General features: G+C 68.1%; 14 protein-coding genes. 6 read left to right on the top strand and 8 right to left on the bottom strand.

All coding sequences use genetic code 11. The features are described 5' to 3' along the window. Positions 1-28 precede the first annotated feature (28 nt). The 5 genes from gap (at position 29) to EHF32_RS04765 (ending at position 3,754) form a co-directional block, all read left to right on the top strand. A complete protein-coding gene (gene gap, locus EHF32_RS04785; protein WP_137417061.1) occupies positions 29-1,033 on the top strand; it encodes a type I glyceraldehyde-3-phosphate dehydrogenase in 1,005 nt (334 codons plus the stop codon). 8 nt (positions 1,034-1,041) lie between these two features. After that, the gene (locus tag EHF32_RS04780) at positions 1,042-2,256 is read left to right on the top strand and encodes a phosphoglycerate kinase (RefSeq protein WP_137417060.1); all 1,215 of its coding nucleotides are present in this window, start codon (positions 1,042-1,044) and stop codon (positions 2,254-2,256) included. Then, complete coding sequence (tpiA, locus tag EHF32_RS04775; protein ID WP_137417059.1) at positions 2,247-3,035, top strand: triose-phosphate isomerase; 789 nt, start codon at positions 2,247-2,249, stop codon at positions 3,033-3,035. Before EHF32_RS04780 ends, tpiA begins: the two co-directional genes overlap by 10 nt. Positions 3,036-3,143: 108 nt before the next feature. Next, complete coding sequence (secG, locus tag EHF32_RS04770; protein WP_137419120.1) at positions 3,144-3,395, top strand: preprotein translocase subunit SecG; 252 nt, start codon at positions 3,144-3,146, stop codon at positions 3,393-3,395. Positions 3,396-3,397: 2 nt separating this feature from the next. Then, positions 3,398-3,754, top strand: coding sequence for an RNA polymerase-binding protein RbpA (locus EHF32_RS04765; RefSeq protein ID WP_137417058.1), 357 nt, complete (start codon positions 3,398-3,400; stop codon positions 3,752-3,754). Between the two features lie 55 nt (positions 3,755-3,809). Here EHF32_RS04765 and pgl read toward each other — a convergent pair whose 3' ends face one another. Genes pgl through tkt form a run of 6 tightly spaced genes read right to left on the bottom strand, consistent with a single transcriptional unit; the run spans position 3,810 to position 11,938 of the window. Then, on the bottom strand, positions 3,810-4,592 hold the full coding sequence (gene pgl / locus EHF32_RS04760; protein WP_137417057.1) for a 6-phosphogluconolactonase: 783 nt from the start codon (positions 4,590-4,592) through the stop codon (positions 3,810-3,812). A 10-nt stretch (positions 4,593-4,602) separates the two neighbouring features. Then, the gene (locus tag EHF32_RS04755; RefSeq protein WP_137417056.1) at positions 4,603-5,529 is read right to left on the bottom strand and encodes a glucose-6-phosphate dehydrogenase assembly protein OpcA; all 927 of its coding nucleotides are present in this window, start codon (positions 5,527-5,529) and stop codon (positions 4,603-4,605) included. After that, positions 5,526-7,076, bottom strand: coding sequence for a glucose-6-phosphate dehydrogenase (zwf, locus tag EHF32_RS04750; protein WP_137417055.1), 1,551 nt, complete (start codon positions 7,074-7,076; stop codon positions 5,526-5,528). Before zwf ends, EHF32_RS04755 begins: the two co-directional genes overlap by 4 nt. Before the next feature lie 13 nt (positions 7,077-7,089). After that, positions 7,090-8,715 (bottom strand): glucose-6-phosphate isomerase, encoded by a 1,626-nt coding sequence (locus EHF32_RS04745; protein WP_137417054.1) that lies wholly within the window; start codon positions 8,713-8,715, stop codon positions 7,090-7,092. After that, the gene (tal, locus tag EHF32_RS04740) at positions 8,712-9,818 is read right to left on the bottom strand and encodes a transaldolase (RefSeq protein WP_137417053.1); all 1,107 of its coding nucleotides are present in this window, start codon (positions 9,816-9,818) and stop codon (positions 8,712-8,714) included. The genes EHF32_RS04745 and tal overlap by 4 nt, the downstream gene beginning before the upstream one ends. Before the next feature lie 20 nt (positions 9,819-9,838). Next, the gene (gene tkt, locus EHF32_RS04735; protein WP_137417052.1) at positions 9,839-11,938 is read right to left on the bottom strand and encodes a transketolase; all 2,100 of its coding nucleotides are present in this window, start codon (positions 11,936-11,938) and stop codon (positions 9,839-9,841) included. A 146-nt stretch (positions 11,939-12,084) separates the two neighbouring features. Between tkt and EHF32_RS04730 the strand changes: the two genes are divergently transcribed. After that, positions 12,085-13,005 carry a heme o synthase gene (locus EHF32_RS04730; RefSeq protein ID WP_238343790.1) on the top strand — a complete coding sequence of 307 codons (921 nt, stop codon included), beginning with the start codon at positions 12,085-12,087 and terminating at the stop codon, positions 13,003-13,005. A 78-nt stretch (positions 13,006-13,083) separates the two neighbouring features. Here EHF32_RS04730 and EHF32_RS04725 read toward each other — a convergent pair whose 3' ends face one another. Together EHF32_RS04725 and EHF32_RS04720 are read right to left on the bottom strand one after the other, a co-directional pair. Beyond that, positions 13,084-13,500, bottom strand: a complete 417-nt coding sequence (locus EHF32_RS04725; RefSeq protein WP_137417050.1) for a dinucleotide-utilizing enzyme — start codon at positions 13,498-13,500, stop codon at positions 13,084-13,086. Positions 13,501-13,584: 84 nt separating this feature from the next. Beyond that, positions 13,585-14,700, bottom strand: coding sequence for a COX15/CtaA family protein (locus EHF32_RS04720; protein WP_137417049.1), 1,116 nt, complete (start codon positions 14,698-14,700; stop codon positions 13,585-13,587). Between the last annotated feature and the right edge of the window lie 109 nt (positions 14,701-14,809).

The raw sequence follows: 14,809 nt of genomic DNA, 5'->3' as shown, positions 1-14,809 counted from the left end.
GCGGCGCGACGAGAAAACGGGAGACACCGTGTCTGTCAAGATCGGCATCAACGGCTTCGGCCGCATCGGACGCAACTACCTGCGCGCAGCGCTCGCGCAGGGTGCGGACCTGGACATCGTGGCGGTGAACGACCTCACCGACAACAAGACTCTGGCTCACCTGCTCAAGTACGACTCCATCACGGGTCGTCTGGACGCGGAGGTCACGTACGACGAAGACTCGATCACCGTCGGTGGTCACAAGATCAAGGTGCTCGCTGAGCGCGACCCCGCCAACCTCCCCTGGGGCGAGCTGGGTGTCGACATCGTCATCGAGTCCACCGGCCGCTTCACCAAGGCGGAAGACGCCAAGAAGCACATCGCCGGCGGCGCGAAGAAGGTTCTCATCTCGGCCCCCGCGACCGGTGACGACGTCACCATCGTCATGGGCGTCAACGAGGGCGACTACAACCCCGAGACCGACGTCATCATCTCGAACGCGTCGTGCACCACGAACTGCCTCGCCCCGCTGGCGAAGGTGTTCAACGACAACTTCGGCATCGAGCGCGGTCTCATGACCACGGTCCACGCCTACACGGCCGACCAGAACCTGCAGGACGGCCCCCACAGCGACCTGCGTCGCGCGCGCGCCGCCGCGATCAACATCGTCCCGACCTCCACGGGCGCCGCGAAGGCCATCGGCCTGGTGCTGCCCGAGCTCAAGGGCAAGCTCGACGGTTTCGCGCTGCGCGTGCCCGTGCCCACCGGCTCCATCACCGACCTCACGGTCGAGGCGTCGCGCGAGGTCACGGTCGACGAGATCAAGGCCGCGTACAAGGCTGCGGCCGAAGGACCCCTCAAGGGCATCCTGAAGTACACCGAGGACGAGATCGTCTCGAGCGACATCGTCACCGACCCGCACTCGTCGATCTTCGACGCCGGCCTGCTGCGCGTCATCGGCAACCAGGTGAAGCTCTCGAGCTGGTACGACAACGAGTGGGGTTACTCCAACCGTCTCGTCGACCTGACCGAGTACGTCGCCGAGCGTCTCTGATCCACACCATGGCACTGCGCACCCTCGATTCGCTGGGGTCGCTCGCAGGCCGCCGCGTCGTCGTCCGTGCTGACCTCAACGTTCCTCTCAAGGACGGGGTCATCACGGACGACGGTCGCGTGCGGGCTACGCTGCCGACCCTCAACGCCCTGATCAACCAGGGCGCCCGTGTCGTCGTCTGCTCCCATCTGGGGCGTCCTGACGGCGAACCCAACCCGAAGTACAGCCTCGAGCCGGTCGCGCAGCGCCTGTCCGAGCTTCTCGGAAAGCCCGTCGCCTTCGCTCGAGACACCGTCGGCGTCTCGGCGCAGGAGGCGGTTGCCTCGCTCGCCGACGGCGACGTCGCCATCATCGAGAACCTCCGCTTCAACCCCGGAGAGACCTCGAAGGATGCGGGTGAGCGTCGCGCCTTCGCGCAGGAGCTCGCCGCACTCGGTGACGCTCTCGTCTCCGACGGGTTCGGTGTCGTGCACCGCAAGCAGGCCAGCGTCTACGAGCTCGCGGAGCTCCTGCCCTCGGCTGCGGGCCTGCTGATCGAGAAGGAGGTCGACGTGCTCGACCGCCTGACCGAGAACCCCGAGCGGCCGTACGCGGTCGTGCTCGGCGGGTCGAAGGTGAGCGACAAGCTCGGCGTCATCGAGCATCTCCTGCCCCGCGTGGACACGCTGCTCGTCGGCGGAGGCATGATGTTCACCTTCCTCGCGGCCCTCGGCCACAAGGTGGGTGCGAGCCTGCTCGAGAAGGACCAGATCGACACGGTCAAGGGCTACCTGGCCGCTGCCGAGGAGCGTGGCGTGATGATCGTCCTTCCGGTGGATGCTGTCGTGGCGGCATCCTTCTCGGCCGATGCGGACCATGTGGTGGCCGCGGTCGACGCCCTGGAAGAGACCCCGTTCGGCGCCTCCGGTCTGGGCCTGGACATCGGACCGGAGACGGCGAAGACGTTTGCGGCGGCGATCGCTGCGAGCAAGACCGTGTTCTGGAACGGGCCGATGGGCGTGTTCGAGATGGCGGCGTTCGCCGACGGCACCCGCGCGGTCGCGAAGGCGCTGACGGAGGTCGACGGACTGTCGGTCGTGGGCGGGGGAGACTCCGCCGCGGCGGTCCGCCAGCTCGGCTTCCGTGACGATCAGTTCGGCCACATCTCCACCGGCGGTGGCGCCAGCCTCGAGTTCCTCGAGGGCAAGAAGCTTCCCGGACTGGAGGTCCTCGGATGGCAGTGACACGCACCCCGCTCATCGCGGGCAACTGGAAGATGAATCTCGACCACCTGCAGGCGGTCGCGCTCGTTCAGAAGCTGTACTGGACTCTGAAGGACGCGAAGCACGAGCAGGACAGCGTCGAGGTCGCCGTCTTCCCGCCGTTCACGGATCTGCGTACGGTGCAGACGCTGATCGACGCCGACAAGATCCCGTTCGCCCTCGGCGCGCAGGACCTGTCGACGCACGACTCGGGCGCCTACACGGGCGAGATCTCCGGTGCCTTCCTGGCCAAGCTCGACGCGAAGTACGTGATCATCGGTCACTCCGAGCGTCGTGAATACCACAACGAAACGGACGAGGTCGTCGCCGCCAAGGTGCAGGCGGCCCTCCGCCACGGACTGAGCCCGGTCATCTGCGTCGGCGAGACGGCGGAGGATCTGGAGAAGTTCGGCGCGAGCGCCGTGCCGGTCGGGCAGCTGCGGGTCGCTCTCGAGGGCATTTCGGCTGATGCCGACGTGGTCGTCGCGTACGAGCCCGTCTGGGCCATCGGCTCCGGCCAGGCTGCCACGCCCGAGCAGGCGCAGGATGTGTGCGCGACGCTCCGCGGTGTCGTCGCCGAGGTGCTGGGCGAGGAGGCCGGTCGGCGCACCCGTGTTCTGTACGGCGGCTCCGTGAAGTCCAGCAACATCGCCACGTTCATGCGTCAGCCCGACGTGGATGGCGCGCTCGTGGGCGGTGCCAGCCTGGTCGCCGAAGAGTTCGCGGCGATCATCCGCTACCAGAAGCACGTCGGCGTCTGATCTCGGCCGTGAGACGGGGCGCGGCCCCGTCTCACGGCTCAGGTCGGCCCGATGGCTATACTTGTACCTTGTGCGATCTCGGGATCGCCAAGAAGGGTGACGAACACAGTGCAGATCCTCGAGTTCGTGCTCCAGGTGCTTCTCGGCATCACGAGCCTGCTGCTGACGCTGCTGATCCTGCTCCACAAGGGGCGCGGCGGCGGACTGTCCGACATGTTCGGAGGCGGTATGAGTTCATCCCTGGGCTCCTCGGGCCTCGCCGAGCGCAACCTGAACCGCTTCACGATCGTTCTCGCGCTCGTCTGGTTCATCTCGATCGTGGCCCTCGGTCTGGTCACCAAGTTCACCGGACTGGTCTGATCATGGCGACCGGGGGAAACGCGATCCGGGGTACTCGTGTGGGCGCGGGTCCTATGGGCGAGCAGGACCACGGCTATCACGCCGACCGCGTGGCCGTGTCGTACTGGGACGCCCTCGGAAACGAGACGGTGCGCTACTTCGCCGCCGGTATCGCCGAGGAGGAGATCCCGGACACGATCGATTCGCCGCATTCAGGTCTTCCGGCCGGCCGCGACCAGGCGAACCCGCCCGCGCTGGCCAAGCCCGAGCCCTACAAGACGCACCTCGCCTATGTGAAGGAGCGTCGCACGGACGACGAGGCCGAACAGCTCCTCGATGAGGCGCTTCACAAGCTGCGCGAGCGCCGCGGCCAGGACTGATCCACCGCTGACATGAGAGGAGCCCCGGTCATCGACCGGGGCTCCTCTCATGTTGTCAGTAGTCGCTGTCGATCAGCTCGGGCGGCACCTTCGCTGCGGCAGCCTCATCGACGAAGAAGACGGTACGCTTGCGTCCCTTCGCACCCGCAGCGGGAACGCTCTGATAACTGGCACCCGCGAGAGCGAGGCCGAGGACGGATGCCTTGTCGGGGCCGACGAGAACCAGCCACACGCGCTTGGCGGAGTTGATCACCGGCCGGGTCACGGTGATCCGCTCCGGAGGAGGCTTCGGCGCATCGCGAACGGCCAGCGCCGCGCGATCGGTCACCTGGATCTCGCCACGATCCGGGAAGAGCGAAGCGATGTGCGCGTCCGGACCGACTCCGAGGAAGCAGACGTCGAACGACGGCCATGCGCCGACGGTCGGATCCGCGAACCGGGCGAGCTCGGCCTCGTAGGCCGCGGCCGCATCCTCGATACTGAGACCGTCGTCGCTCGCGGCCATGGTGTGCACGTTCTCCGCCGGGACCGGGATGCGATCGAGCAGAGCGATGAAGGCCTCGGCGTCGTTGCGATCCTCTGATCCGCGCGGCACGAAACGCTCATCACTCCACCAGAAGTGGACGAGAGACCAGTCGACCTCGTGGCATCGCGGGTTCTCGGCGACAGCCGCGAGAACGCGCCCCCCCATCGACCCGCCGGTCAACGAGATGTGGGCCGGCTTCCCTTCCATGACACGCTTCGCGATCCGACTGAGGAGGCGACGGGCCACAGCGCGCGCGATCCGATCGGGGTCCGAGCGGACGACGACCTGCTTCTCGGTGGCCTCGGGCATCATGCTCCTCGTATCAGTGCTCGATGAGGGCACTGCCCTCGGTGACGACGCGACCGTACAACAGGTCGGCATCCAGTCGTCGCAGCTCCTCGGCCAGGCATTCGCGCAGGGACCGCCGCGGGAAGGCCAGCTCGTGACTGGGCTGTCCCGGCTGCGTCAGTACTGCCGTCAGCGCATCGGGGCGTTCGAGCACGATGTCTCCACTGGCACGCGTCAGCCGGACGGACTTGATGCCGCTTGCCCATTCGTCGCTGTCCAGATAGCGCCAGGTCACGTCGACCTTCAGCTGAAGACGGAGCCAGGCCGCCAGGAGGGGAGTGGAAGGCGAGTCGCCGCCTCCCAGGACTTCCACGGCGGTGATCGGCTCGTAGGGAGGCTGGTCCAAGACCGCCGCGAGCTGCTCACGCCAGCGGGTGAGGCGGGTCCAGGCGAGATCGGTGTCGCCGGGCGCATAGTGTCCGCCGAGGTTCAGCACCCACTCGTGCGGGTCGCTCTGCATCGCCGCGTCGGTGATGCGGCGCTGCGCGATCTTACCGATGTCGGAGCGGGAGGGGACCTCAGGAGTATCCGCGGGCCACCACGCGACGACGGGGGCGTCGGGAAGGAGGAGACCGGTCACCAGGCTCTCGGCGTTCGAGCCCGCGGGCCCGTGCGCGTGCAGGAGGATGACCTCGCTCGCACCGGCGTCGCCGCCGACACGGATCTCCGCATCCAAGCGCGGTTCCGCCTTCGGGTTGTCGAGCATCAGCACGATGACCCGCATGGGATGTTCGCGGGACGCGTCGTTCGCCGCTTCGATCGCCTCCTCCTCGATGCCGCGGCGCGTCGCGATGATGAGCGTCAGGACGCGGCCGAGTGCGACCGCCCCGCCCTCTTCGCGGACGTTGACCAGGGCGCGGGAGATCTTGCTGACGGTGGTGTCGGGCAGATCGATGATCACGGGCGCCTCCAGGTGCGACCATCGCGGGCGAGCAGATCGTCCGCGGACTGCGGTCCCCATGAACCGGGGGAGTACTGTTCGAGCGGGCCGGACTGCTCCGACCAGAACTTCTCGATCGGGTCGAGGATCTTCCAGCTGAGCTCCACCTCTTCATGGCGGGGGAACAACGGCGGATCGCCCAGGAGCACGTCGAGGATGAGACGCTCATAGGCTTCGGGGCTCGCTTCGGTGAAAGCGTGGCCGTAGCCGAAGTCCATGGTCACGTCGCGCACCTGCATGTCGGCACCCGGAACCTTGGATCCGAAACGGATGGTGACGCCCTCATCGGGCTGCACCCGGATCACCAGCGCGTTCTGGCCGAGACCATCGGTCTGGCTGCGACCGAACAGATGCTCGGGGGCACGCTTGAAGACGACGGCGATCTCGGTCACCCGACGACCGAGGCGCTTCCCGGCACGCAGATAGAACGGGACACCTGCCCACCGGCGCGTGTTGATGTCGAGCTTGATGGCGGCATAGGTCTCGGTCGTCGAGTCGGCGGCCATGCCGTCTTCCTCGAGGAAGCCGAGCACCTTCTCGCCGCCCTGCCAGCCGCCGGCGTACTGTCCGCGAGCGGTGGCCGTGGACAGATCATCGGGCAGCGTCACCGCTGCGAGCACCTTCTCCTTCTCGGCGCGCAGCTGCGCAGCGTCGAAGGTGATGGGCTCTTCCATGGCCGTGAGCGCGAGGAGCTGGAGCAGGTGGTTCTGAATGACGTCGCGCGCGGCGCCGATCCCGTCGTAGTAGCCGGCTCGCCCGCCCACCCCGATGTCTTCAGCCATGGTGATCTGAACGTGATCGACGTAGTTGCGGTTCCAGATGGGCTCGTAGAGCTCGTTCGCGAAGCGCAGCGCCAGGATGTTCTGGACCGTCTCCTTGCCCAGGTAGTGGTCGATGCGGAAGATCGAATCGGCGGGGAAGGCGGAGCGCACGACGTCGTTCAGTTCACGAGCCGACTCGAGGTCGTGGCCGAAGGGCTTCTCGATCACCACTCGGCGCCAGCGGTCCGCGCCGTCGGCGGTGTCGTCGACGAGGCCGGACGCCTTGAGCTGTTCCGCGACGATCGGGAAGTCGCGCGGCGGGATCGACAGGTAGTACGCGTGGTTGCCCATCGTGCCGCGTTCCACATCGAGCTTCTCGACGGTCTCGCGAAGGCGACGGAACGCATCCAGGTCGTCGAACTGACCCTGCACGAAGCGGATGCCCTGGAGCAGCTGCTCCCACGTCTCGTCCCGGAACTCGGTGCGGGCGTACCGCTTCACCGCGTCGCGGACGACCTCGGCGAAGTCCTCGTCCTCCCAGTCGCGGCGAGCGAATCCGACCAGTCCGAACCCGGGCGGAAGCAGACCGCGGTTGGCGAGGTCGTACACGGCCGGCATGAGCTTCTTGCGGGACAGGTCGCCTGTCACGCCGAAGATCACGAGCGCGCTGGGGCCAGCGATCCGACTGAGGCGTCGGTCATCCGGGTCGCGGAGGGGGTTGTGCCCCCGCGAGATCTCGGCAGTCATCGAGAATGTTCTCCTACTGGGCGGCATCGAACAGCGCGAGCACATCGGCTTGCGCGTCGACGAGGGTGAGCGTGACGACCGGGCGCGCGTGCTCGTCGGCCAGCACGGATGCATCGCCGGCGGCCTGCGCGGCGATCAGTTCGCCGAAGGTGAAGGGGCGGCCGGGGATGGCCAGATCGGTGCGGGGGTGCTGCAAGATCTGCAGGAACACTCCGTTGGCGGGACCGCCCTTGTGGTACTGACCGGTGGAGTGCAGGAACCGTGGACCCCAACCGAAGGTCGTGGGGCGCGCAGAGTCGGCAGCGACGAGCTCACGAAGCCCCTCGATCGGCGCGAGGTCTCGCCGGTCGACGTATGCCTGCAGCGCCACGTATCCGTTCTCGGGAACACGGGCCCAGAGGGCATCGAGGACACCACTCAACGTGCCGCTGGCCGCGAGCGACGGGTCGGACACGCGGACCTCGATGCCGTCCTGCTCGAAGACGGCGGGGGTGGGCTCGGGGCGGTTGTCCAAGAGGGCGCGAGCGGCCACCTTCGCGGCTTCCACATCCGGCTGATCGAAGGGATTGATGCTCAGCATCCGCCCGGCGATCGCCGTCGCGTACTCCCACACGACGAACTGCGCGCCGAGGGATCCGGCGACGAGGATCTCACCGCGGTGGTGCTCGAACAGGTGATCATGGCGCACGTTCTCGACGAGGCGCAGCAGCCGCAGGTCGGTGGGGGTGTCCTCGACCTCGGGGGAGACGGGGAGCAGGACGACGGGCAGGATGCCGGTGCCGTTCTTACCGGTCGATTCTGCGACGAGCTGCTCGATCCACCCGGGCAGTCCCACGATATGGGTGCCGTCGGTGATCAGGCCCAGCTTGTCCTTGCGCGCAGCACCGCCACCGGCGATGGCCGCCGCGAGGACGAGCGCGGGATTGCGAGGATCGTCGATGGCGACCTCGAGAAGCGTCGCCTCGGCCTCGTTGAGCAGCTCGTCGATGTCCACACCGGCGAGGCCCGCGGGTATGAGCCCGAATGCGGTCAGCGCCGAATAGCGCCCGCCGACGGTGGGGTCTGCGGTGAAAAGACGGTAGCCGTCGGCATCCGCGGACTCGGCGAGCGGCGAACCGGGGTCCGTGACGACGACGATGCGGCTCGCCGGGTCGATTCCCGCTGCGCGGTAGGCCGCCTCGAACGCGCGCTTGGCGGAGTCCGTCTCGATCGTGGAGCCGGACTTGGACGACACGACGAGAGCGGTCTGCGCGAGACCGCCGGCCTCGGCGTCGCCGCCGATGGCGGCCGCGACCTCACCGGGGGCGGTGGAATCCAGGACGACGAGGGGGACACCCGCCGTGGCGGCGATCACTTCTGGAGCGAGGGACGAGCCGCCCATTCCTGCCAGCACGATGCGGGTGACACCGTCGGCGCGCAGAACCTCGCGAAGCGTCACGATCTCCTCGACCAGCGGCCGGGACACGGTGACGGCCTGCACCCAGCCGAGTCGCCCGGCGGCATCCGCGGCGGCGCCCGGACCCCAGAGGTCCGGGTCGCCGGCCGTGATGCCGGAGGCGATCAGAGAGTCGACGAGCGCGGGGAGCTCCGCCTCGACCACGTCGCGGACGTCGCCGCTGACGTGGATGTCGAAGCTCATCGCGCGGCCTTGAGCGCCGTCTCCACCGTCTCCTGCAGCTCGTGCCAGGACACGATGAACTTCTCGACGCCCTCGTCCTCGAGCGTCTGGGTGACGTCGGCGAAGTCGACACCCACCGCGGCGAGCTGGTCGAAGAAGGCGTGGGCCGCGTCGATGTTGCCCGTGATGGTGTCGCCCTCGATGACGCCGTGGTCGAACGTGGCCTCGAGCGTCTTCTCGGGCATGGTGTTGACCGTGCCGGCTGCGACGAGTTCGGTCACATACAGCGTGTCGGGCAGTGCGGGGTCCTTGACCCCCGTCGAGGCCCAGAGCGGGCGCTGCAGATTCGCGCCGGCCTCGAGCAGGGCATGCGCACGGGGAGATCCGAACTCTCGCTCGAACAGCTCGTACGCGAGGCGCGCGTTGGCGAGACCCGCTTGCGACAGAAGCGCGGTCGCCTCGTCGGTGCCGATGGCCTTCAGGCGCTTGTCCACCTCGGTGTCCACACGCGAGACGAAGAACGACGCCACCGACTGCAGGCCGGAGATGTCGATGCCCGCGTCACGCGCCTTCTCGAGCCCGGACAGGTACGCGTCGATGACAGCGGCGTAGCGCTCCAGGCTGAAGATGAGCGTGACGTTGACCGAGATGCCTGCGCCGATGACCTCGGTGATCGCCGGCAGCCCCGCCTTGGTCGCGGGGATCTTGATCAGCGCGTTGGGGCGGTCGACCTTGGCCCACAGTTCCTTGGCCTGGGCCACGGTCGCAGCGGTGTCGTGGGCGAGGTCGGGGGAGACCTCGATCGACACGCGCCCATCGACACCGTTCGTGGCGTCGTACACGGGGCGGAAGATGTCCGACGCTGCCTGCACGTCGTCGGTCGTGATCTCGAAGATCGCCGTGTCGACGTCCGTACCGGCAGCGGCGAGGGTGGCGACCTGCTCGGCGTACGCCTCGCCCTTCGAGAGGGCGCCGGCGAAGATCGTCGGGTTGGTGGTCACACCGGAGACCGTGCGGTCCGAGATCAGCGCGCTGAGGTTGCCCGTGGTGATGCGCTCACGCGAGAGGTCGTCGAGCCAGATGCTGACGCCCGCCGCAGCGAGCTGTTCGGTAGGGGTGCTCATTATGTTGCTTCTCCTCGTACTTACTCGGCTGCCGCGGCGATGGACTCGCGGGCGGCGGTGACGACGGCTTCGGTGGTGATCCCGAACTTCTGGAACAGCGTCTTGTAGTCAGCGGAGGCACCGAAGTGCTCGATGGCCACCGAGCGACCGGCGTCGCCCACGATTCCCTGCCAGGTGAGTGCGGAGCCGGCCTCGACCGACACGCGCGCCTTGACCGAAGACGGCAGGACGGATTCACGGTACTCGGCGTCCTGCTCGGCGAACCACTCGAGCGAAGGCACCGAGACGACGCGCGCCGAGACGCCCTCCTGGGCGAGAGCCGCGCGGGCCTCGACGGCCAGCTGCACTTCCGAACCGGTGGCGATCAGCAGCACGTCGGGGGCGCCGCCGGGAGCCTCGGCCAGAACGTAGGCGCCCTTGACGGCGTTGTCCGCCGAGGCGAAGACATCGCCGGATGCGGCACCGTCACCGCGCTCGAACACCGGGATGTTCTGGCGGGTCAGCGCGATACCCGAGGGGCCGGCCGTGCGACGCAGCATCTCGAGCCAGACGACGGCGGTCTCGTTGGCGTCGGCGGGGCGGACCATCGAGAAGTTCGGGATGGCGCGCAGCGTCGCCAGCTGCTCGATCGGCTGGTGGGTGGGTCCGTCCTCGCCGAGGGCGACCGAGTCGTGCGTCCAGACGAAGACCGTCGGGATGTTCATCAGCGCGGCCAGCCGCACGGGCGGGCGCATGTAGTCACTGAAGATCAGGAACGTACCGCCGAACGGACGCGTCGGTCCGTGCAGCACGATGCCGTTGAGGATCGCACCCATGGCGTGCTCGCGAATGCCGAAGTGCAGGACGCGGCCGTAGGGTGAGCCGGTCCACTCGTGCGTCGACCACTCCTTCGGGATGAACGAGCGCGCATCCTTGATCGTGGTGAGGTTCGACTCGGCCAGGTCGGCCGAACCGCCCCAGAGTTCGGGCAGCTGCGCGGCGAGGGCGTTGATGACCTGGCCGCTGGCGGCGCGGGTGGAGACGTCCTTGCCCGCTTCGAAGACCGGGAGGGCGTCCGCGATGTCGGCGGGGAGCTCCCGTGCCTCGAGGCGGTCGAGAAGCGCCTTGCGCTCGGGGTTGGCGGCGGCCCAGGCGTCGAACGACTGCTGCCACTCGGCCTTCGCCTGCTCACCGCGCTTCACGAGCTCGCGCGTGTGGGCGATGACGTCGTCGGCCACGGCGAAGTTCTCCTCCGGATCGAACCCGAGGACCTTCTTGGTGGCGGCCAGCTCATCGGCACCCAGCGCTGCGCCGTGGATCTTGCCGCTGTTCTGCTTGCCGGGCGAGGGCCAGCCGATGATCGTCTTGAGGATGATGAGCGACGGCTTGTCGGTCTCGCCCTTCGCGCGCTCGATGGCGGCGTAGAGCTCGGCGACGTCCTCGACATACTGGCCCGTCTTCTTCCAGTCCACGGTCTGGACCTGCCACCCGTAGGCCTCGTAGCGCGCGGCGACGTCCTCTGTGAAGGCGACGTTGGTGTCATCCTCGATGGAGATCTGGTTGGAGTCGTAGATCACGACGAGATTGCCGAGCTGCTGGTGTCCGGCGAGAGAGGACGCCTCGCTCGTCACGCCTTCCTGCAGGTCTCCGTCTCCGGCGATCACATAGACGAAGTGGTCGAAGGGAGAGGTGCCGGCCGGTGCCTCGGGGTCGAACAGCCCGCGCTCGTAACGGGCGGCGTAGGCGAAGCCGACGGAGGACGCGAGACCCTGACCCAGCGGGCCCGTCGTGATCTCGACGCCCTTGGTGTGGCCGTACTCCGGGTGCCCCGGAGTCAACGATCCCCACGTGCGCAGCGACTCGAGGTCGTTCAGCTCGAGACCGAATCCGCCGAGGTACAGCTGCACGTACTGCGTGAGCGAGGAGTGCCCCACCGAGAGGATGAAGCGGTCGCGGCCGATCCAGTGCGGGTCGGCGGGATCGTGGCGCAGCACCCGCTGGTAGAGCAGGTAGGCGGCGGGGGCGAGGCTCATCGCGGTACCGGGATGACCGTTGCCCACCTTCTCCACTGCATCCGCCGCGAGGATGCGGGCCGTGTCCACGGCGCGTGCATCAATCTCATCCCAACGCAAATCGGCCACGGGACCGCCTTTCACAAAGAGGAGTGCGCCGCAGAGGGCCGATGAGTCCGGCCCGGGAGGGCCACGACCACGGCAGGCGCGCGTGTGGTTTCAGCATAGACTGGTCTGGAGCTTGACGAGGGGCGACAACGCAGCAGATGGACATCATGACGACGAGCCAGGGCGAGCCCGCATCCGCCGTCCGTCCTTCGATGGGTCGGACGGTGCGCGCTTACATCACCCTGACGAAGCCGCGCGTGCTCGAGCTCCTGCTCGTGACGACCGTGCCGGTGATGATCCTGGCGCAGAACGGGCTGCCGAATCTCTGGCTGGTCCTGGCGACGGTCATCGGCGGATCGCTGAGCGCGGGTTCCGCGGCAGCGTTCAACATGTACCTCGATCGGGACATCGACGCGCACATGCAGCGCACGGTCAATCGCCCTCTCGTGACCGGCGAGGTCTCGCCGCGCGGCGCACTGATCTTCGCCTGGACCCTGGCGGTCGTGTCGACCGTCTGGCTGCTTCTGACCACGAACTGGCTCGCCGCGGCGTTGTCGGCGGGCGCCATCTTCTTCTACGTGGTCATCTACACGATCCTGCTCAAGCGGCGAACCGAGCAGAACATCGTGTGGGGAGGCATCGCGGGCTGCTTCCCGGTCGTCATCGGCTGGTCCGCCGTCACGGGCTCGCTGTCGTGGACCCCGCTGATCCTCTTCGTCCTGATCTTCCTGTGGACCCCGCCGCACTACTGGCCGCTGTCGATGAAGTACAAGGACCAGTACGAGAACGTCGACGTGCCGATGCTCGGGGCCACCCGGTCCGGCTCCCAGGTCGGGCTGCAGGTGATCCTGTATGCCTGGGCGACCGTGGCCTGTTCGCTGCTGCTGATCCCGGTCGCGTCGATGGGCATGGTCTACTCGGTGTCCGCGCTCGTCTTCGGTGGCTGGTTCCTCTACGAATCGCACCGTCTCTATGCGCGCGCGGTGCGCGGCACCGAGCCGCGCCCGATGCGGGTGTTCCACGCATCCATCTCCTATCTGACGCTGCTCTTCGTCGCCATCGCGATCGACCCGCTGCTGCCGTTCTGATCGCGTCCTGACACGCGAGAACCCCTCGGCCCGCAAGAAAGGGCCGGGGGGTTCTCGTTGCGCGTGTGCGTCGCCGGATCAGCGGGTGATCGGCTGCTCCGCGGATGCCGCGACGTCGCTCTGCGGCTCGGACGACGTATCGGCGGGGTCTGCGGGGATGTCGGATGCGATCTCGGCATCCGCCGGCTCTGCCTCGTCCTGCCACGTGATGGTCTCGACGACGTCGACCTTCGGGGCGACGAGACTGCGTGCCGCACCGAGCGCCAGGGCGGCGACGAGGCCGACGAGGCCTGCGCCGGCGATGACGGCACCGAACAGGGCCCACGCCTGGCCGGCGTACACCTCGACGCCGGTCGCACTGCCGTCGGTGAGGGTGGAGGTCATGATCGAGATCTTGTCGATCGTGAGCCAGGCACCGAAGCCGACGGCGGCGGCGGAGCCTGCGATGAGTCCCCAGAACGGGATGCTGCGGGACAGGCGGGGACGGGTCGTCATGTGGATCACTCCTCGAACGCGCGGCAACGGTTGCCGCGACCTGGCCACCCTCGCGGGTGAATCGAGGTGCGCCCGATGACGCGCCTATGCGTCTGCTGAGGAATCCTCCTGTGCGACCGGCCTCTTCAGGTGAAGGACGACGACCGTGTAGGCAGCCGCGGAGAGTGAGGCGAGGACCATGTGGATGCCTACGAGGAGCTCGGGGAGTCCCTCGCGCGCCTGCCACACTCCGACGGTCACCTGCACGGCGATGGCGACGACGAGCACGAGGAGCCAGCGCCGCGGGGGGAGCCGCAGCACCCAGGCGCTGATCGTGAGCGCGAGGACGAGCGCTGCGAGAACATAGCCGGGCCAGGCGTGGACGTGGGCGAGGATCGTCGCGTCGAATCCGTCGCGGATCACGTTGGCGTCGCCCGAATGCGGTCCCGAGCCCGTGGTGAGCACGCCGAAGAGGATCGTCACGGCCAGCACCAACCCGGTTGCGTGCGTTCCCATCTGGAACCACCGGGGCACGACGCGCTCGCGCGGGCCCGCGGTGGCGTCGAGTCGCACCAGGTACGCCGCGGCGACGCACACCAACACCAAGGAGCACGTGTAGTGGAACCCCACGAGGAAGGGGTTCAGATCGGTGAGCACCGCGAACCCGCCCACGACGGCCTGCGCCATCACTCCCGCCAGAACGATCCATGCGAGCGTCGAGAGGTCTCGACGGCGAGGAAGTCGTCGCCCGGCGTCGATCGCCGCGGCGATGACGGCGACCAGGAGCGCACCCGATGCGAAACCGAAGGCCGGCAGGTCAAGTGCTGCCGCCAGCGCGTAGGCGGGGACCGCGAGGAGGATCCCTCCACCGGCGAACGCGAGTGCGCGCATCACGGCGGGGCGACCCGCGATCGCGAAGAGCGTCAGCAGGACCACGGCCACCGCGACGATTCCCACGACACCCGTCATGGTCCGGTTGCCGAACTCGATGACGCCATGGATGCCCTGCTCGGGCAGGGGGACGAGGGAGTCCGGTGTGCACAGGGGCCACTCCGAGCACCCCAGCCCCGACCCGGTCAGCCGCACCGCTCCGCCGGTCCCGATGATGATGACCTCGGTCAGGAACGAGAGCCACGCAAGGACGCGCAGTGGCCGTCGCACCACGATCCCGGACCCCCCCGAGACGCGGTCGGATGTGGGCAGAGCGGTGCGAGCGGGCATGTGTCCTCCGGCCCGTTCCGGACTCCGGACGCGGCCCGGAAGTCAGGGGGAACCTGTAGAATCGTGGTTGTTGCGATGCCGCGCTTCGCGCAGGGTGCATCGACAACAG

Source organism: Microbacterium sp. RG1, assembly GCF_005347485.1.
GTDB classification, from domain to species: domain Bacteria; phylum Actinomycetota; class Actinomycetes; order Actinomycetales; family Microbacteriaceae; genus Microbacterium; species Microbacterium binotii_A.
This window is presented reverse-complemented; position numbering and strand designations above follow the sequence as displayed.